The sequence below is a fragment of the Natronosalvus vescus genome (assembly GCF_023973145.1).
GTDB lineage: Archaea > Halobacteriota > Halobacteria > Halobacteriales > Natrialbaceae > Natronosalvus > Natronosalvus vescus.
In genome coordinates, this window is record NZ_CP099546.1 from 2,355,601 (window position 1) to 2,373,904 (window position 18,304).

Consider the following 18,304-nt stretch of genomic DNA (forward strand, 5'->3'; position numbering starts at 1 on the left):
GGCTGTCGTTGCGTGTAGCCGGTCAGCCTCGGTCACAGGTGTTCCGTGGGGATCCAACCAGAGGTGTGGTCGTCGTCGAGAATCCACTGTTCCTGCCACGCTTCGTCGTGCTCTCGTAGGACGACCGTGATGTCGAAAAGCGGTTCGAGTACGGAGACGATCAGGGCATCGTGGGCCGCCGGGACGTGGTAATGAATCATCCCGTTGGCTGCTTTCACCCGCCCGTTGAGCAAGTGAACGAACTGGAAGACGGCCTCCCGGCCGTACCGCTCGAGTAACGGCAACAGCGAGTCGACGCCGATACGAAGGGTTCCGGGCTCAAGGGCCTCGTCGTCGAACGCGTCGATAGCGTTCGAGATGGCGATCCCGATGTCGCCGAGGGTGTCGGGATGAGTGGCTTCGTCGGTGTCGGAGGGAGATGGCGGCGACGTCGGACTCGTGAACACGGAGGGAGCAACGGTCGTACCGCGGGTGACACCGTCGCCGTCGTATTGAATGATGGTCGTCTCATCGACCGAGTTCGCCTGGTGGATGTGTTCGTCGATACCCTCGCCGGTCGTCGTCACCAGAATTCGGCGACGCTGTTGTTCGGCATCGTCTCCGAGGAGTCGACTGGTGACGTGCTGACGCTGTCGCTCGCCCACCGAACCGACGACGAGGACGCTCGAGCCGTCCCGCTTCAGTCGCTCGAGTGCAGTAGTAAACGACGTACCGGTGGGATCGAGATTGTTCATAGTACCGGAAGGCATCAGTTGTACGTCTCAGCCATAGGGGGTATTACCCATTAAGCGTTCTGGGTGGTGATATCCCGTCGAACGACGGTATTGGTCTGGTGTCCATCGCAGCGTCATCTCTGAACCTGCTGGTCGTCGGCGCACGATTGCCTCAGCAGCTTCGATGTCGGTACGTCCTGCCGATTCCCGTCTCATACTGCCGATTAATGGCAACCGTTCCAAAGGCCATCTCTGTTGTATTGTTTCGTCGTGACATGCTCGGGCAGTCGTGCTGATTACATAGCGTGAATCCGGTGGGCAACGAATCCCGGTTCCGATGTTCGTGACCCCATCGCTATTCTCCGCCCCCGAACACCGAGACGCAGTCACTCGTGAATCACGACCAGCACGGGTTTTATCGTCAACCATGCATACCACGTAGCTATGAGTAAGCGAACGGACGCGACAGGATCTCCTTTCTGGGCGGATGACGTCGACGACTCTCTGGCGATCCATCGTTTCCAGACGCTCGTTAATATCGTCGACGATGGAATCTATCAACTCGATGCTGCCGGTCGATTCGTCGCAGTTAACGATGTCATCGTCGAGCTGAGCGGCTACACCCGGGACGAACTCCTCGGCGAACACGTCTCTATTGTGCTCCATGACGACGATATCGAACGAATCACGCGTGAAATCGCCAGATGCATACGGAGCGACGAGCGGTTGACCGAAACGTTCGAAATCACACCCCGAACTGCCTCCGGTGAGGCCCCGGATTGTGAGCTACGGGTGAGCCTGCTCGTCGACGATGACACGTATCAGGGATCCGTCGGAATCGTCCGTGACGTGACCGACAGAAAACGAAGGAAGGAAACGCTCGACGAACGCGAACAGCAACTCGAGCGCGAACGCGACCTAATCGATCGAATTCTGGAGACGAGCCCCATCGGGATCCAGGTGCTCGACGCTGACGGGAATATAACTCGCATGAACGAGCATCTCAAGGATATCCTCGAAATTCCCGACGGGAAAGCGGACACGTACGACCCGTCACAGCGGACGGTTTACGACGAGAACGGGAGCGAAGTCACGACGGACGAACACCCCTTTGCGCGAACGCTCGAGACGGGGGAGCCGGTGTACGACGAAGTCTTTCAGATCGAACTTCCGAGCGGCGATTCACGGTGGCTCTCGGTCAGTGCAGCACCGCTTTTCGATGAGGCCGGCGGGATCGATCGTGTCATCGCGGCCGGCGAGGACATTACCGATCTCAAAGAGCGAGAACGGGAACTCGAGACCGAATTAGACGAGGTATTCGGACGAGTTTCTGACGCATTTTACGCAGTCGACGATGAGTTCCGGTTCACACACGTCAACGATCAAGCAGCAGATCTCCTGCAACATCCCAAAGAAGCGTTACTCGGTGAGACGCTCTGGGACGTGTTTCCGACTGCCGCAGAAATCGACGAGGTGTGGGGCGCGTTTCACACGGCCCGGGACACACAGGAGCCGACCAGCTACGAACTCTACTACGACACGCTCGACTTCTGGGTCGAAGCAAATCTCTACCCGTCCGAAACCGGGATTTCGGTCTACTTCCGCGACGTGACCGAGCGGAAGGAGCGCGAACGCGCCCTGGAGGAGTCCGAACGACGCTACCGCACGCTCGCGGAGTATTTTCCGAACGGGCTCGTCACGCTGTTCGATCACGACCTCGAGTATACGCTCGCGGCCGGCCAGGGATTCGACTGGATCCCCGTCGAGCCCACCGATCTCGAAGGCCGGAGCTTCTACGACGTCTGGCCCGAGGAGACAGCGAGTGCGCTCGAACCCGCGTTTCAGGCAGCACTCGACGGTGAGGAGGCATCGGTCGAACTCGAGTACGCCGGTCGCGAGTGGGTGCTCCACGGCGTGCCGATCACCGACGAGCGCGGTGAGGTCTTTGCCGGCATGACGATGGCCCAGGACATCACGGAACAAAAAGAACGCGAGCGCTATCTCGAGGATGCGAAGGCCCAACTCGAGGCAGCGACCGAAGCCGGTGCGGTCGGCACGTGGGAATGGCACGTCCCAGAGAACAGGTTCGTTACCGGCGCTTCCTTCGCCAATACGTTCGGCGTCGATCCCGAAGACGCACGGGAGGGTGTGCAACTCGAGCGGTTGCTGTCGTCGATTCACGACGACGATCGTGACCGGGTCGCCGAGCAGATCGAAGCGGCCGTAGACACCTGCGGTGACTACGAGGCGGAGTATCGCGTCTGGAACGCTGCCGATGAACTTCGGTGGGTCGTGGCTCGTGGCCACGTTGAATGCGACGAGGATGGCACTGCGGGAACGTTCCTCGGTGCGCTCACCGACATCACTGAACGAAAACGTGCCGAGTTACAGCTTGAGCGAAACAACGAGCAGTTAGAGAGGCTGTTCGAAATTCTCCCCGTCGGTGTCGTCGTCGCGGAACGAGACGGCGCGCTGATCGAGGCGAACAACGCCGCCAGGGAAATCTGGGGCGGGGATGTGTTCGACGCCGAGTCCCTCGACGAGTACGAGAAGTACCCCGTCAGGTGGGCTGACACGGACAAGCCGGTCGAGCGAGAGGAGTGGACGATCGCCCGAGTACTCCGAGGCGAAGCGGTCACCGATCCTGCCGTCTTCGAGATCGATAGCCAGAATGGCGAACGCAGAATCGTGAGCGTCCGGGGAATGCCTGTCAGAGATGAACACGGGACGATAACTCGCGCCGTGATCACGCTATCGGACATCACTGAACGCCGTGAGTATCAGCAAAAAATCGAACAGACGATCGAGCGACTCGAGGCGTCGAACGAACGCCTCGAACACTTCGCATACGCTGCCTCACACGACCTGCAGGAACCGTTGCGGATGATTTCGAGCTATCTTCAGTTGATCGAGAATCGGTACGCCGACGCGCTCGATGAGGACGGTGAAGAGTTTCTGGAGTTCGCCATCGATGGTGCGGATCGGATGCGTTCCATCATCAAGGGACTGCTCGAGTACTCCCGTATCGAAACCCAAGGCGATCCGTTCGAGCCGATCGACCTCGAAACCGTTCTCACCGACGTCCTCGAGAATCTTCGACTCCAACTCGATGAAAGCGACGCCGACGTTCAGATCGAGGCACTCCCTCATGTACACGGTGACGCCAGCCAGTTACACCAACTCTTCCAGAACCTCATATCGAACGCGATCGAATACAGCGGCGACGAACCGCCGACAATCCATGTCGACTCGGAGAGGGAGGACGGGAAGTGGATCGTCTCGATCCACGATGAGGGGATCGGTATCGACCCCGACGACCAGGAGCGAGTGTTCGAGGTCTTCCAGCGCCTCCACAGCCGCGATGAGCACGACGGGACGGGCATCGGACTGGCACTGTGTCAACGAATCGTCGAGCGCCACGGTGGCGAGATCTGGGTCGATTCCGAACCCGGTGAGGGGTCGACGTTCTCGTTCACGTTGCCACCAAGTGACGCCTGAGCGGCCTCTACTGAGCGATCACTGCTCGTTACAGACCGACACTGTGCGACTCGCACTGTGTATTCAGCACACGAGATGTATCAGCGACAGCTGATTTCGACAGGACTACCAATCCCTGCCAGTCTCCCGTCGCTGGCTCTCGATCACTCTGCGGTTTGCCCGTTCCCGCTTGAATCGACGTCGACGTATGCCCGCGTGAGTTCCACGAGCGTCTGGCGGTACGCTCGAGGGGTCGGGTCGTGGCTCAGGTCGCGAAACTGCCGGCGGAACGTTCCGAGATCGACCTGTGGGGCGTCCATCGCCGCCGCGTGGGCGAGATCGTACAGCCGGTGGTCGGCCTCGAGCAGGCCGTGTCGCTCGGCGAGTGCGAGCGCGAACGCGGCGTTGACCGCGGTAATCTCGGGATCCGAAGCCGGTGAATGGCGGGAGCCCGGAGGTCGGAGAGTCGACTCTGCGGGGCGATTTGCGAGTGCCGCGGCGAGTGAGGACTCGAGAAACGAGAGCAGCTTCGTTCCGGGGCCGACCGAGAGCGTGATGTCGTCGGCGTAGATGTCCTTCGCGTGGTTGGCGATCTGGTAGCAGTGGGCGAGTTTTCGGCGCTCGACCTGCTTTCCGGCGAGGGAGAGGTAGAGCGCCTCCTCGGTCGACTGGACGTGAGAGGGGTGGCCCTCTTCGTGGCGAGCCATGTGGGCGAACTCGTGTAAGGCGAGTTCGCGGGCCATCGCCGAGGAGGCGGTCTGGCTCGAGATGTTGAGCACGTGGTGGTCGTCGTGGTGTCCGGCCCAGGTTCGCTCGTCGGGGTCGTCCTGGATTCGAACGTACACGGGGCGTGAGAGATCCTGTTCGGTCTCGAAGAGATCCCGGGCGCCGAGAAAGGGTGCCGCAGGGCCAGCACCCTGTATGCGGAGCTCCATGTGTAAAAGTATCATGGGCTGGGCGGGTATGGCTCTTGCGGGGGTTTGCTCTGGACGGACTGGGCGGTTACTCGATTGCGGGGTTTTGCTCAGGGCGGAATGCCGGCCGCTCGAGGCGCGTTTCTGGCGCGGACTGAGCCGTTCGTGTGAACGCGCGTACCGAGAGCTCAACGTGTGAGCTATTCACTCACGCAAACGTGACGTATCAGGCGGTACGGTGGTTTCAGGGATGGTTCCAGCCGATTCGAAACAGCACCCTTTTGACCCCGCTGCCGGTAGGGGTTCGTATATGGGCCGACGCAAGAAGATCGTTCAAGAGTGTGAACGGCTGATGGGCAACCCGGAACACATCCGGAACATCGCCATCGCCGCTCACGTTGACCACGGTAAAACGACACTTTCTGACAACCTCCTCGCGGGAGCGGGCATGATCTCCGACGACACGGCAGGTCAGCAACTCGCGATGGACACGGAAGATGACGAACAGGAGCGTGGGATCACCATCGACGCGGCGAACGTCTCGATGACCCACGAGTACGACGGAACCAACCACCTGATCAACCTCATCGACACGCCCGGCCACGTCGACTTCGGTGGCGACGTCACCCGTGCGATGCGTGCCGTCGACGGTGCGCTCGTCGTCGTCGACGCCGTCGAAGGTGCCATGCCCCAGACCGAAACGGTGCTGCGCCAGGCCCTTCGCGAGGGCGTCAAACCGGCGCTGTTCATCAACAAGGTCGACCGCCTCATTTCCGAGCTGCAGGAAGGCCCCCAGGAGATGCAAGAACGCCTCCTGAAGGTTATCAAGGACGTCAACGACCTGATCCAGGGCATGACCGAGGAGATGGACGACGTCGACGACTGGACGGTCTCCGTCGAAGGCGGTACCGTCGGCTTCGGATCCGCGCTGTACAAGTGGGGTGTCTCCATGCCCTCGATGCAGCGCACCGGCATGGACTTCGGTGACATCATCGACCTGGAGCAGGCCGACAAACGCCAGGAACTCCACGAACGGACGCCCCTGTCGGACGTCGTCCTCGACATGGTCTGTGAGCACTTCCCGAACCCGGTCAACGCCCAGCCCCGCCGTATTCCGCGTATCTGGCGCGGTGACGCCGAGTCCGATCTGGCAGAACAGATGCGGGTCGTCGACGAGGACGGCGAGGTCGTCCTGATGGCCACCGACATCTCGATGGATCCTCACGCCGGCGAAATCGCGTCCGGCCGTGTCTTCTCGGGTACCCTCGAGAAGGGCCAGGAGCTGTACGTCTCCGGCGTCGCGGGCAAGAACCGCGTCCAGTCCGTCGGGATCTACATGGGCGGCGAGCGCGAGGAAGTCGAGAAGGTTCCCGCCGGGAACATCGCGGCCGTCACCGGCCTGCGCGACGCCATCGCTGGCTCGACCGTCTCGAGTATCGAGATGACGCCGTTCGAGTCCATCGAACACATCTCCGAGCCCGTCATCACGAAGTCCGTCGAGGCGAAGACGATGGACGACCTCCCGAAGCTCATCGAGGCGCTCCGGCAGTTCTCGAAGGAGGATCCGACGATCCAGATCGACATCAACGAGGACACCGGCGAGCACCTGATCTCCGGGCAGGGCGAACTCCACCTCGAGGTCATCACCCAGCGGATGGAGGCCAACCAGGGCATCCCCGTCAACACCGGTGAGCCGATCGTCGTCTACCGCGAGGCCGTCCAGCGTGCGAGCGACCAGGTCGAGGGTATCTCGCCCAACCGCCACAACCGCTTCTACATCACCGCTGAGCCGCTCACCGAGGAGCTGATCCAGACGATCCAGCTCGGTGAGGCCTCGATGGACATGCCCGAACTCGAGCGCCGTGAGGCGCTGCAGGAGGCCGGGCTCGACAAGGACACGTCCCAGAACGTCGAACACATCCACGGGACGAACATCCTCATCGACGACACGAAGGGGATTCAGCACCTGAACGAGACGATGGAACTCGTCATCGAGGGGCTCGAGGAGGCGCTGGACAACGGCCCACTCGCCAACGAGCCAGTTCAGGGTACCCTGATTCGGCTACACGACGCCAAGCTCCACGAGGACACCATCCACCGTGGTCCGGCACAGGTCATCCCGGCGACGCGTGAAGCGGTTCACCGATCGCTGATCGACGGTCACATCAAGCTCCTGGAGCCGATGCAGGACGTCCGTATCGACGTGCCGAACGACCACATGGGTGCCGCCTCCGGCGAGATCCAGGGTCGCCGTGGCCGCGTCGACGACATGTACCAGGAGGGTGACCTCATGGTCGTCGAGGGCATCGCGCCCGTCGAAGAGATGATCGGGTTCTCGAGCGACATCCGCAGCGCGACCGAGGGTCGTGCCGCCTGGAACACCGAGAACGCCGGCTTCGAGGTCATGTCTAACTCGCTCCAGCGCGAGACCATCATGGAGATCCGCGAGCGCAAGGGCATGAAACTCGAGTTGCCGCAGTCGATCGACTACATCTAAGGCAGCTCGCTGTTTTACAGATTTTTTCTACTCGTTTCTGTCCGTTGTTCTCGAAGCGTCCTCACGAGCTCGAGTGGCGTCGCCGCCCGTGTGGTCGAGTGCGCCCGTCTCCAGCGCTCACCCCGCTCACTTGCAGGTAGTGGGTACTCAGTCACGTTCGTCGAGTTGTGATCCGCTGTGTCGGGGTGATTGAGTCCGGACTCGAGAACCGGCCCCGACCTCTTAGCAGCGTCACATGTATGCAGGGTCGTGGACAACTCGAGACATAAAGGTTTAAGCACACCTCATTACATATGCTCGAACATCCAACATGGGGGTTAGCGAAACGATCGCGGAGTACTTCGACTTCGCGGCACACGAGACGAGCCTTCGAACCGAGCTGATCGCCGGGGCGACGACGTTCCTCGCGATGGCGTACATCATCGTCGTCAACCCGTCGATTCTCGTTCCCGCAATATTCGGCGCGCCGCCGGGCGAACTGTCGCCCACGTCGGAGACGGAGATTGCCGGCGACGTCTACACCTACACCGAGGTGTTTCAGATGCTCGCGGTGGTGACGATACTGGCATCGATTGTCGCCATCGCGGTGATGGCGTTCTACGCGAACCGACCGTTCGGCCTGGCTCCCGGCATGGGGCTGAACGCTTTCTTCACGTTCACGGTCGTGTTGATCCTCGGCGTCCCGTGGCAGGTCGCCCTCGCGGCGGTCTTCGTCGAAGGAATCATCTTCATCGCGCTCACGGCCGTCGGTGCACGTCGATACATCATCGAACTCTTCCCCGAACCGGTCAAGTTCGCCGTCGGCGCCGGTATCGGTATCTTCTTGCTCTTTCTGGGGCTCCAGGAGATGGAACTCGTCGTCGCCTACGACGCGACCCTCGTCAACCTCGGAAACGTCCTCGAGAGCCCGATCGCGGCGTTCTCCCTCGCCGGTCTGACGCTGACGCTGTTGCTCTACGCACGCGGGGTTCGTGGCTCGATCATCATCGGTATCCTGACGACCGCGATCGGTGCGTGGCTCGTGACGCTCCTGGGGCTGGTCAGCCCTGGCGTCATCACGCCCGAACAGCCGTACGAGGACGTGACGAACGAGGGCCTGCTCTCGGTGCTGACGTCCGTCCAGTACGACTTCACGCCGCTCGTCTGGGGCTTCGTCGAGGGGCTCGGTATGATCGTGGACGACCCGCTGGTGTTCGCCCTGGTGGTCTTCACGTTCTTCTTCGTCGACTTCTTCGACACGGCGGGGACGCTCATCGGCGTCTCCCAGGTCGGCGGCTTCCTCGATGAGCAGGGCGATCTGCCTGAGATCGAGAAGCCGCTGATGGCCGACGCAGTCGGGACGACGGCCGGCGCGATGATGGGGACGTCGACGGTGACGACCTACATCGAATCCTCGACGGGGATCGAAGAGGGTGGCCGCACCGGATTCACCGCGCTCGTCGTCGGCGGATTCTTCGCGCTCTCGTTGCTGTTCGTGCCGCTGATGAGCGCGATCCCGCAGTACGCGACGTACCTCGCGCTGGTGGTCGTCGGGATCATCATGCTCCAGGGGGTCGCCGACATCGACTGGCAGGATCCCGCCTGGGCGATCGCTGGCGGTCTAACCATCACCATCATGCCGCTGACCACCTCCATCGCAAACGGACTGGCAGCCGGGATCATCAGCTACCCGCTCGTGAAGGCGGCGATGGGCGACCACCGCGACGTCTCGCTGGGGCAGTGGCTCCTCGCGGTCGCGTTCGTCGTCTACTTCGTGATCTACTTCGCGGTACAGGCCGGTCAGTTCGGGTTCTGACGGCTGGCGACGCTGTTTTGGCGATGACGGCACCACCTCCCGCTACCGGAGGGCTCATTGCTTGTCCGTTCGAAGGCCTGGACATGGCAGCAATCACCCTCTACGAACTCCCCGGCTGTCCGTTCTGTGCGAGCGTTCGATCGAAACTCGACGAACTCGACCTCGAGTACGACGTCGTCGAGGTGTCGGCGGCCCACAGCGCCCGCACGGAGGTCGAGGAGGTGAGCGGCCAGACCGGCGTTCCGGTGCTGACCGACGAGGATCACGACGTCCACGGGATGGCCGAAAGCAGCGACATCGTCGGGTATCTCGAGGAAACGTACGGCAACGGCGCCTGAACCTGCGTCTGAGCCTGCGTCCTGTTCTGACTCGATCCGTCCACCACAGTCGATTTCTCACTCGATTCGTTCACCTCAGTCGCTTTCACTCGATTCGTCCGTCACACGTGCCCGTCTCACACGTCGAGCCATCAGTCCAGGTCGCGCCGGTGAGATCCGAGCCTGAAAACGACGTCCCCTCGAGCGTCGCCCCGGTGAAGTCCGCGCCGGTGAGGTCGGCATCCTCGAGGTAGGCATCGGTGAGATTCGCCCCGGCGAAGGTCACGCCGGTGAGGTCGGCGTTCCAGCAGTCGGTGCCGACGAGCGTCGCTCCCGAGAGGTCGGCGCCCGACAGATTGGCGAGAAAGAGTTCGGCGTTGGAGAAGTCGACCCCCGCGAGGTTCCGTCCGGCAAGGTCAGCTTCCATGAGTTCGACCCCGGCGACCGTCGCTGCTTCGGTGAGATCGACTCCCTCGAGCGTCGCCTCGAACAGGTTCGCACCCGTGAGATCGGCGTTCTCGAGGCTCGCGTCAGTGAGGTCGACGCCATAGAGGGTCGTATCGGCGAGGATCGTCTCGGAGAGATCGTGGCCCGAGAAATCGCGTTCACGGAGATCAGCGCCGGTGAGGTCGGCCCCGCCGAATCGGACGTCCTCGATCGTCACGTCGGAGAAGTCGACCTCGGCCGCCGTCACGCCTGCGAGGTCGATCGATGCAAGCGTCGCGTTCTCGAGCGTCGCCCCGGATAGATCGGCGTCGGTGAGCGTGACGTCTTCGAGTGTTGCCCCGGAGAGGTCGGCATCGACGAGCGTCGCTTCGGAGAGGTCGGCGTCGGTGAAATCGACCGACTGGAGGGCGGCCTCCCTGAGCGTCGCATTCGAGAGGTCGGTTCCGGCGAGCGACTGTCCGACCAGGCGCGCCTCGTCGAGCGAGGTGTACTCGAGGATCGTTCCCTCGAGGACGGCCGTAGTCAACGTCGCGCCTGTGAGGTCGACGCTGGTGAGGTCGGCATCGGTGAAATCGACCGAATCGAGTCTGGCATCCGTGAAATCAGCGGCTCTGAGGACGACGCCGCTGAGGTCGACATCGCTGAGGTCGAACCCGGCGAACGTTTCCCCCGAGAGGTTCGCCCCTGTGAGGTCGGCATCGAGGAGGGCACTCAACAGGTACTGGGCTCCGCGCAGGTCGGCGCGTTCGAGGGAGGCCCCCTCGAACGTCGCGAGAAAGAGGTTCGCGTCCCGGAGGTCGGTTTCGACGAGGGAGGCGTCGGTAAGCGTTGCTTCCGAGAGGTCAGCACCCACGAGATCACAGCCCGAGAGGTCGGTACCGCTGAGATCCGCGCCCGCGTGGACGCGGTGATCGTTACAGCTGACGCCGCTCGAGCGAAGCGACGAGAGACAGCCTGCGAGCCCGCCAACGGTACCGACGGCACCGGCGCTGGCGACGCATCGGAGGAGCCGTCGTCTTGTGGAGCGGGACGTCTCCTTCGATGGGCTCGTTCGTCTGGTCTCTCTTGTCGTCTCTGCGTTGGAGTCTCGCATGGGCACTTCGAGGTGGTCGTGTTCGTACGAAGACGGGGAACGCACTCGACAAATGTTTTCTGGTCTGACGAGTCGTGTCCTCGACGTGGTGTCGTTTCGCTGTTTTCGAAAAAGGAGTGGTCACTGGGAGGGACTGTTGTGGTGGTCTCTCGTCGGTGGCTAACCCGAAAAGGCACTCACCGGTACCCCGTTTCAACAGCCCGTATCAGACGGTCTGGAGGTATTCGTCTCGGAGTTCATCGTCGGAAAACTCCTTCCCGTGTGCGTCTTTCATGTGGCTTCTGGCCAGTTCGATTGCTTCGTGTTCGTCCTCCGACTGGATAATGAATCGGCAATCCGACTCCGCTGATTCACAGTCGAGCTTGTGTGCGTGTCCCATGGATACTCAGCCCGGAACAATGTCGAATGTTACCGGACAACACAGTACGTACGCCGATCCAATACTTAGCGCTTTTTGACGGAAAACATGTGCGAGCAGTACGGACAGTCAATCGACGGATCCAGTCGATTTCGACCCGACTCGACGACACTGATCCCGCCTCACTCCCGTTCACGGCTCAGTCTCCGTTCGTCGTTCCGGTCGGCAGAACCGGTTCCATATCGCGATTCGACGTCCTCGAGCGTCTCGACGTCGAGCAATCGCTCGAGTTTGTGTTCGAACTGTTCGTCTGAGAGCTCTCCGCGTGCGTATCGCCGTCGAATGGTCTCGAGGGCGTCTTCCTCCGGAACGTGGCCGTCGGGTGCGGGTGGCGCTCGGTTGTCGGCCGCGTGGTCGTTCCGGGACGATGCCGGTGTCTCAGTGTCCTCCTCGAGTTCGCCCTCCCACTCCTCGTCGTCGAACAACATCGACACGGCTGGAATCACGGCGACGTACCCGACGATGAGCACGGCGAGCCACAGATTCCCGCCGATATCGCCAACCAGTAACCCGAGCCAGAGGCCCGTGATCAGCGTCGACGTGATCGCCGTCGCGTTCTGCGCGAAGCGATCACCGAGAGATACCGTCATACCGGACTCTGGACGGGCGCGAATCAAAGATGTTTCTCCGAGCAACACGAGTGGTCGAAAACGAGTCCAGCCGATCAGGCGAGTGTCTCGCCGATCTGCTCGAGGGCGGCTTCGCGAACCGCCTCGCGCTCGCCCGAGAGGAACTTGACGTAGCCGTCTCGGCCACCGACGACGTGGACACCGGCGTCGGGAACGGCTTCGGTCAGCGCCTCCCCGAGTTCGCGGACGTCGAGGGCGTCGTCGGCGCGGACGTGTAGTTCGTCCTCACCGACGCCGAGGGTGACGGACTCCGAACCCTGGCGGTGAATCGCATCGAGCAACAGGGTCGTCGTCGGGAAGTTGAACCGGTGGATGAACGCCGCCGTATCGAGGACGGCGATCTCGAGGTCGTCGACCGACCGCGTCTCGAGGTTCTCCCGTGCCGTCTCGAGTTCGGTCTCGAGCTTGGAACGGAACTGTTCTGAGACGTGGGCTGCGAGGTTGCCGTTCTGTGGCCCGTCCTCGCCATCGCCGTCGAACAGCAAGTCAGCCACGAGTTCGCGCTTGTCCTTGTAGGACTGGTAGTACGCCTCGAGGGCGACGGCTTCCCGTCGCTCGGCACACGCGTGCTCGTCGTAGCCCGCTCGCTCGGCAAGGTCGGCGTAGGCGTCGGGGACGTCCGACCAGAAGCTCACCGCGGGGAGGTGCTCGAGGTCGCCGCGCACGTCATCGTTGACGTGGGCTGCGACGTTTGCGGCGAGGGCCGTCGTGGTAACGGTCGAGAGGTCGACCTCGCCGTCGCTCGCGAGCGACGGCGAGACGGCGATGGAAACGGCGTCGGTGATCTCGTTGTCGGCACGGCTGTCGTCGATCACCAGTCGGTCGACGCCGTAGATGTCGAGCAGTTCGTAGCCATCACTGGAGTCGACCGTCGCACCGGCGTCGATGAGGATGACCAGCGGAAGTGGCTCGTCGTGACGCTCGTGTGCCTCGAGCATCGACGTGACGTCGCCGGTGGCGGCGTCCATGTCGTACACCTGGCCGTCGAGCGGTCGCCGCTCGAAGTAGTGGTAGACGGCGTCGTCGCGCGTGTGCTTGTCGGTTATCAGCGGCAACACCGCCCGTTCGATCGCGGCGCCGGCCACGTAGCCGTCGGCAGTCGCGCTGTGGCGAACGACGATCGGGCGTGCCTCCATGACCGCACGACGGATCTCCGTCGCCGTATCGACGATCTCGGTTTCGACCGCGTCGATCGCGTCGTCCTCGACCAGTGGGGCGACGATCGTCGGTCGGGCCTGTTCTTCGATCGCGTCCTCGAGGCGGTTGGCGACGGAGTCGGCCTCCTCGCCGTCGAGTACCTCGAGGGCCTCAGTTTCGACCTGAATGTCGCCGTGGTGGCGTTCGACCTCGCCCTCGAGGGCGACCACGTCGTCGACCTCGACGGTCGGGTACGCGCGAACGCCGGCCTCCTCGAATGCGGCACAGTCGACGGTGCCGGTCTCGTCGCTGAGGGTGAACACGGTGGGGCCGCTCGTCTGGCGGACGCCACTGATCTCGCCTTCGAGGCGGACGACCGAGCCGACCTGCGTGTCGATCGAGTCGACCGTCGTTCGGTTGAGTTCGGCCGATGGGGTCGGTTCCTCCGCGCTTTCGGTGGTGCTTTCGGTAGCGGTGGCGCTCGCGCTTGCAGCGCCGCCTGCACCACCACGAGTGACCGGATCGGTCGCCGATGGAGCCGGTTCCGATGAGGGTGGCTCCGAAGTCGTTGGTGGTTCGTCGTCGACGGCTTCGTCCGTCTCCTCGCCGTCTCGCTCCTCCGGGAGCACGTCGCCGTCGGGAGTCTGGATGACCTCCCCACGGAACTCACGTGGTGCCTGGCGGATCGACCAGCCGAGGTCGACGTTGCCGTTGTCTCTGACGTCCAATACTTGTACGTACACCGAATCGCCGGCCTCGAGATCGAGACTCTCGAGTCGTTGATCCAGTTCACTTCGATGGAGCAAACCCGTGACGTGGTCTCCAATGTCGACGAAGAGACCGAAGTCAGCGTAGCCGTCGACCGTGCCCCGGTAGTACCGGGATGAAACGAGTTCCGAGGGAGAGCCACCTTCGAATTCGAAGGCGACGTCCTCCTCGTGGAACTCACAGACATGGCCGTCGACGGGCTTGCCACAGATGATACAGTTACCCATCTATTCATAACAAGCAGGTTCGCCCTAAAACGGTTGTCGAAATACGTTCGCCAGCAAATCGAGGATCGATCGACGGTTGGTTTTCACTCGAGCGCGCCGCGACCGTGGCGCATGCTGGTGTTTTTCGATCCCGTTCGATCGTGCGTGGTCGATTGAATGGTGTCCTGTCCCTTGAGCGGCCGTCATACGGTCGGTTGGAACGTTTTCCCGGTGATCGCTGTCCCCCGTCATGAGCGATCACCGGTACGAGACTACAATCGACCGTCTCAGTCGTCGTCGAACACCGGTGACTCCGCCTCGAGCGCCTCGAGGTCGGCGGCGATGGCGCGGGCGTCCTCGGGGAAGAGCGCGGCTTGCAGTTCGTTGCCCTCGTCGTCCTCGAAGACGAGTTTGACGCGTTTGTCGCCGAACTCCCGAGCCTCCGCGTGTTCGACGTCGAAGAGCTTCGCGGTCGCGGCCTTGTTCGTCGGCCCGACGTTCTTGATGGAGCCGTCTTTCAGTTCGATCATGAACGCCTCGAGTGAGAGCGTGAGCATACCACTCCTACGCAGTCGGTGCAAAAAAGCCACGGCATCGCCGCGCCGTCAGGCTGACGATACCCGATATTCCCTGTCGGTTTTCATCGTGACCGCTTGGTGTGTCAACGGATGCGGTCAATAGTGGTGTCGGCTTGACCGCGTGGTGTGTCTACGAGTGCGGCCAGTGTGGTGTGCACATGGCACATATATAAATATGGGAGATTGTACAGCCCTGCAGACACCTCCTGGGACGATACTGCACCAAAGTGGGTGATCGAACCCAGTTTTATGATGATAACGTGAGTAGTACCGACCGCAATGGAACTTACCTGGCACGGCCACTCGACGTGGTACGTTTCCGTCGGCGGAACCGACCTGTTGATCGATCCGTTCTTCGACAACCCAAAGACGGATCTCGAGCCCGACGACCTCGAGACGCCGGACTACGTGCTCCTCACGCACGGGCACGCCGATCACATCGCTCACGCCGAGGCGTTTTCAGCGGCTACGCTCGTGGCGACGCCAGAACTCGTCTCCTACTGCCAGGAGGCGTTCGGCTTCGAGGATGCCGTCGGCGGCATGGGTATGAACATCGGCGGCACCGTCGAGTGCGGCGACACCTTCGTGACGATGCATCGGGCCGACCACACCAACGGTATCATGACCGAGTACGACGTCGACGCGGGGATGCCCACCGGGTTCGTCATCTCCGATACGAAGCCGACCCAGGTCGAAGACGAAGCCTCGACGACGTTCTACCACGCCGGCGACACCGGCCTGATGACCGAGATGCGGGAGGTCATCGGGCCGTACCTCGAACCCGACGCCGCCGCGCTCCCCATCGGCGATCACTTCACGATGGGGCCGTGGCAGGCCGCCATCGCCGCCGACTGGCTCGACGTCGACTACGCCTTCCCACAGCACTACGATACGTTCCCGCCGATCGAGCAGGATCCCGACGACTTTGCTCGCGAGGTGAAAGCAGCGGGAAGCAGCGCCGAGGTCGTGGCGCTCGAGGGCGACGAGACGTTCGAACTGTAGTCGTCGGTTGCGATTCGGCCACCCGTATTTAGTAGTCGAGACACGTCGTGGAACGTGTATGGCAACCGACGCCCCCACGTTCGTCAGCGAGGATCTCTGGCTCTTCGTCGCCATCGCGACGTTTTTCCTCGCCGGTGTCCTCGCCATCCTCGGCCTGCAGACCGTCGTTGCGCTGGTGACTTTCGTCGGCTGGTTCTTTCTGACACCGGTCTTTCTGTTCTGGGGCGAGGAGATTTCTGCGTGGCTCTACGGCACCGACGACGAGAACCGAAGACAGGTGGCTCGAGAGGGTGACACCAACCGCGACTACGACCACGACCACGACCACGACCGCAACCGTACCCGACAACGAAACCCACCAGACGACCCACTCGAGCAACTCAAACACCGCTACGCGACGGGCGAACTCTCCGATGCGGAGTTCGAGCATCGCCTCGAGCGACTGATCGAGGTGGACGACCGGTACGAACGACGTGACGGTCGCGACGCCGCCGACCCCAGCGCGGTCTCGGATCGATCAGACCGCGAGTTCGAACGCGAGCGAACCTGACACTCGCTGCGATGGTCATGGGCGCGTGCACCCGGCGAGACCCGTCGGAGAAAACAACGTTTACGCCGTCGGCTCTCGAGAGTACGGATGCAATGGCAAAAGACGTCACCACCACCTCAGAAGAAGGATTCGCCTCCACGAACCAGATTCGCGACTTCGAGGTCACGATCGACGCGACCGGCGAGGACGCACCGGACACCCTCGAGTCCCTGCTCGCCGCTTACGGCTCCTGTTACGTCCCCGCCCTGCGCGTCGGCGGCCAGCAGCGCGGCGTCGACGACCTCGGGAAAGTCGAGATTTCGGTCACCGGTGAGCAGAACGATGACGACAAACTCGAGTCGGTCAGCTTCGACATTCGCGTGGAAGCCGACGTCGACGACGAGACCGGCCAGAAGATCATCGATCGCGCGAACGAGCTCTGTAAGGTGTACGACGCGGTCAAATCCGACCTCAAGGCCGAGTGCACGATCGAAGGTAACGCGTTCTAGCTGGCCGGGAATTCGACGATCGCGAATCAATTTTCGAGGGCACGTCGCAAGTGACTCTGACCGATCCAGAGCCAGGCGGCAACGCCGAGTGCGTGCACCGCCGCGACCGGGTACGCCGTCCGGTTCGGATCGACGCCGAAGCCGGCGGACATCACCACCGCCGTCACCCCGACGAGTCCTACCAGTCCGGCGGTCACTCGGCCGTCGGCGTTCCACCCGAGCGTCCGGGCGCCGGCCCAGAGCACCGCCAGCCCGTAACAGAGCGTCCCCAGCGGCCAGTACTGGAGTTCCGTCGGCCGGGGCCCCGGCTGTTCGTAGAATACCAGATTGGGGTGACCTGTCCCGTCTCGAGGACGACGGTTCCCCAGGGAAACAGCAGCGTCGTCCCCGTCGTCCGGATGACGACCCACGGCACGAGGGCGAGCGAGAGCAAGGCAAGCCAGGTTGCGACGCTCGAGGCCATTTGCCCGCCCCCGCTCGAGTTTGTGCCGCCGGTCATTGCCCACGACACCACCGAATCGGCATGGGTATCCCTCGGGACGGATGGGAAAAAACGTGCCGACGCGACCCGCTCATCCCCGTCTCCTGACCCACGACCCGAGACTTCTTACCCTCGCGCTCGAACAATTTTCCCATGCCACGGATCCTTCTGACGGGCTACGAACCGTTCGGGGAGTTCGAGACGAACCCCGCCCGCCACCTCGCCACCCGCCTCGACGGCACCGACCTCGGCGGGGCGACGATCGTCGGCCGCGAACTCCCGGTCGCGTTCGAACGGTCGAAACCGACCCTCCTCGAGTACGTCGAACGTCACGACCCGGCCATCGTCCTCTCGCTGGGGCTGGCCGGCGGCCGTCCGGCGATGGCCCTCGAGCGCGTCGGCATCAACCTCCGCGACACCGTTGGGATCCCGGACAACGACGACCGTGAGGTCGTCGACGACCCGGTCGAACCCGGCGGGCCGGACGCCTACTTTTCGACCCTTCCCGTTCGGCGGATGTGCGAGGCGATGTCCGACGCAGGGGTGCCGACGACGCTCTCGACCTCCGCCGGAACCCACCTCTGTAACGACGTCCTGTATGCGACCCGCCACTACGTCGAGACGAACGCCCGCGAAATCGCCTCCGGATTCGTCCACGTTCCGTTTACCCACGAACAGGCTGCCAGGCGCGACGACTGCCAGCCGAGCCTGTCCCTGGAGACGATGGCCCGGGGCCTCGAGGTGGGGCTGGAGACGGCGCTCGAGGCTAGTAAACTATAGAAATTATAGTAATT

16 protein-coding genes and 1 pseudogene are annotated in these 18,304 nt (G+C 62.6%); 8 read left to right on the top strand and 9 right to left on the bottom strand.

All coding sequences use genetic code 11. The features are described 5' to 3' along the window. Positions 1–32 precede the first annotated feature (32 nt). Entirely contained in the window at positions 33–749 is a 717-nt protein-coding gene (locus NGM68_RS11225; protein ID WP_252698216.1) for a DUF7504 family protein, read from the bottom strand. Between the two features lie 408 nt (positions 750–1,157). On the opposite strand from NGM68_RS11225, the gene NGM68_RS11230 reads away from it, so the two are divergent. Further along, on the top strand, positions 1,158–4,211 hold the full coding sequence (locus NGM68_RS11230) for a PAS domain-containing sensor histidine kinase (protein ID WP_252698217.1): 3,054 nt from the start codon (positions 1,158–1,160) through the stop codon (positions 4,209–4,211). A gap of 143 nt (positions 4,212–4,354) precedes the next feature. On the opposite strand, the gene NGM68_RS11235 is transcribed toward NGM68_RS11230, so the two are convergent. After that, the gene (locus NGM68_RS11235) at positions 4,355–5,125 is read right to left on the bottom strand and encodes a DUF5781 family protein (RefSeq protein WP_252698218.1); all 771 of its coding nucleotides are present in this window, start codon (positions 5,123–5,125) and stop codon (positions 4,355–4,357) included. 289 nt (positions 5,126–5,414) lie between these two features. On the opposite strand from NGM68_RS11235, the gene NGM68_RS11240 reads away from it, so the two are divergent. From NGM68_RS11240 to NGM68_RS11250, 3 genes are all read left to right on the top strand, one after another. Then, entirely contained in the window at positions 5,415–7,601 is a 2,187-nt protein-coding gene (locus NGM68_RS11240; protein WP_252698219.1) for an elongation factor EF-2, read from the top strand. A 310-nt stretch (positions 7,602–7,911) separates the two neighbouring features. Next, entirely contained in the window at positions 7,912–9,396 is a 1,485-nt protein-coding gene (locus NGM68_RS11245) for an NCS2 family permease (RefSeq protein ID WP_252698220.1), read from the top strand. An 83-nt stretch (positions 9,397–9,479) separates the two neighbouring features. After that, the gene (locus NGM68_RS11250; RefSeq protein ID WP_252698221.1) at positions 9,480–9,734 is read left to right on the top strand and encodes a glutaredoxin family protein; all 255 of its coding nucleotides are present in this window, start codon (positions 9,480–9,482) and stop codon (positions 9,732–9,734) included. A gap of 85 nt (positions 9,735–9,819) precedes the next feature. Here NGM68_RS11250 and NGM68_RS11255 read toward each other — a convergent pair whose 3' ends face one another. The 5 genes from NGM68_RS11255 to NGM68_RS11275 form a co-directional block, all read right to left on the bottom strand. Then, positions 9,820–11,253 carry a pentapeptide repeat-containing protein gene (locus NGM68_RS11255; RefSeq protein ID WP_252698222.1) on the bottom strand — a complete coding sequence of 478 codons (1,434 nt, stop codon included), beginning with the start codon at positions 11,251–11,253 and terminating at the stop codon, positions 9,820–9,822. Positions 11,254–11,458: 205 nt separating this feature from the next. Further along, positions 11,459–11,632: a DUF1059 domain-containing protein gene (locus NGM68_RS11260; RefSeq protein WP_252698223.1), complete on the bottom strand. Its 174-nt coding sequence runs from the start codon at positions 11,630–11,632 to the stop codon at positions 11,459–11,461. 161 nt (positions 11,633–11,793) lie between these two features. Then, positions 11,794–12,261 carry an SHOCT domain-containing protein gene (locus tag NGM68_RS11265; RefSeq protein WP_252698224.1) on the bottom strand — a complete coding sequence of 156 codons (468 nt, stop codon included), beginning with the start codon at positions 12,259–12,261 and terminating at the stop codon, positions 11,794–11,796. A gap of 74 nt (positions 12,262–12,335) precedes the next feature. Beyond that, a complete protein-coding gene (locus tag NGM68_RS11270; RefSeq protein WP_252698225.1) occupies positions 12,336–14,432 on the bottom strand; it encodes a DHH family phosphoesterase in 2,097 nt (698 codons plus the stop codon). A gap of 266 nt (positions 14,433–14,698) precedes the next feature. Beyond that, positions 14,699–14,968, bottom strand: a complete 270-nt coding sequence (locus NGM68_RS11275; RefSeq protein WP_252698226.1) for a hypothetical protein — start codon at positions 14,966–14,968, stop codon at positions 14,699–14,701. A gap of 300 nt (positions 14,969–15,268) precedes the next feature. Between NGM68_RS11275 and NGM68_RS11280 the strand changes: the two genes are divergently transcribed. From NGM68_RS11280 to NGM68_RS11290, 3 genes are all read left to right on the top strand, one after another. Then, positions 15,269–15,991, top strand: coding sequence for a metal-dependent hydrolase (locus tag NGM68_RS11280; protein WP_252698227.1), 723 nt, complete (start codon positions 15,269–15,271; stop codon positions 15,989–15,991). A gap of 58 nt (positions 15,992–16,049) precedes the next feature. Then, on the top strand, positions 16,050–16,541 hold the full coding sequence (locus NGM68_RS11285) for an SHOCT domain-containing protein (RefSeq protein WP_252698228.1): 492 nt from the start codon (positions 16,050–16,052) through the stop codon (positions 16,539–16,541). Between the two features lie 92 nt (positions 16,542–16,633). Continuing rightward, positions 16,634–17,029: an OsmC family protein gene (locus tag NGM68_RS11290; protein WP_252698229.1), complete on the top strand. Its 396-nt coding sequence runs from the start codon at positions 16,634–16,636 to the stop codon at positions 17,027–17,029. Between the two features lie 26 nt (positions 17,030–17,055). On the opposite strand, the gene NGM68_RS11295 is transcribed toward NGM68_RS11290, so the two are convergent. Beyond that, the gene (locus tag NGM68_RS11295; RefSeq protein ID WP_252698230.1) at positions 17,056–17,439 is read right to left on the bottom strand and encodes a DUF8050 family protein; all 384 of its coding nucleotides are present in this window, start codon (positions 17,437–17,439) and stop codon (positions 17,056–17,058) included. Continuing rightward, a pseudogene (locus NGM68_RS18405) lies at positions 17,400–17,528 on the bottom strand (hypothetical protein); the annotation flags it as partial. The pseudogene NGM68_RS18405 and the gene NGM68_RS11295, both read right to left, overlap by 40 nt. Before the next feature lie 135 nt (positions 17,529–17,663). On the opposite strand from NGM68_RS18405, the gene pcp reads away from it, so the two are divergent. Then, positions 17,664–18,290, top strand: a complete 627-nt coding sequence (gene pcp, locus NGM68_RS11300) for a pyroglutamyl-peptidase I (protein ID WP_252698231.1) — start codon at positions 17,664–17,666, stop codon at positions 18,288–18,290. Positions 18,291–18,304 lie beyond the last annotated feature (14 nt).

Excerpts from the sequence above, each read along its gene's own strand:
- NGM68_RS11225 (WP_252698216.1), bottom strand. The coding sequence starts at position 749 with ATGCCTTCCGGTACTATGAACAATCTCGATCCCACCGGTACGTCGTTT.
- NGM68_RS11230 (WP_252698217.1), top strand. The coding sequence starts at position 1,158 with ATGAGTAAGCGAACGGACGCGACAGGATCTCCTTTCTGGGCGGATGAC.
- NGM68_RS11235 (WP_252698218.1), bottom strand. The coding sequence starts at position 5,125 with ATGGAGCTCCGCATACAGGGTGCTGGCCCTGCGGCACCCTTTCTCGGC.
- NGM68_RS11240 (WP_252698219.1), top strand. The coding sequence starts at position 5,415 with ATGGGCCGACGCAAGAAGATCGTTCAAGAGTGTGAACGGCTGATGGGC.
- NGM68_RS11245 (WP_252698220.1), top strand. The coding sequence starts at position 7,912 with ATGGGGGTTAGCGAAACGATCGCGGAGTACTTCGACTTCGCGGCACAC.
- NGM68_RS11250 (WP_252698221.1), top strand. The coding sequence starts at position 9,480 with ATGGCAGCAATCACCCTCTACGAACTCCCCGGCTGTCCGTTCTGTGCG.
- NGM68_RS11255 (WP_252698222.1), bottom strand. The coding sequence starts at position 11,253 with ATGCGAGACTCCAACGCAGAGACGACAAGAGAGACCAGACGAACGAGC.
- NGM68_RS11260 (WP_252698223.1), bottom strand. The coding sequence starts at position 11,632 with ATGGGACACGCACACAAGCTCGACTGTGAATCAGCGGAGTCGGATTGC.
- NGM68_RS11265 (WP_252698224.1), bottom strand. The coding sequence starts at position 12,261 with ATGACGGTATCTCTCGGTGATCGCTTCGCGCAGAACGCGACGGCGATC.
- NGM68_RS11270 (WP_252698225.1), bottom strand. The coding sequence starts at position 14,432 with ATGGGTAACTGTATCATCTGTGGCAAGCCCGTCGACGGCCATGTCTGT.
- NGM68_RS11275 (WP_252698226.1), bottom strand. The coding sequence starts at position 14,968 with ATGCTCACGCTCTCACTCGAGGCGTTCATGATCGAACTGAAAGACGGC.
- NGM68_RS11280 (WP_252698227.1), top strand. The coding sequence starts at position 15,269 with ATGGAACTTACCTGGCACGGCCACTCGACGTGGTACGTTTCCGTCGGC.
- NGM68_RS11285 (WP_252698228.1), top strand. The coding sequence starts at position 16,050 with ATGGCAACCGACGCCCCCACGTTCGTCAGCGAGGATCTCTGGCTCTTC.
- NGM68_RS11290 (WP_252698229.1), top strand. The coding sequence starts at position 16,634 with ATGGCAAAAGACGTCACCACCACCTCAGAAGAAGGATTCGCCTCCACG.
- pcp (WP_252698231.1), top strand. The coding sequence starts at position 17,664 with ATGCCACGGATCCTTCTGACGGGCTACGAACCGTTCGGGGAGTTCGAG.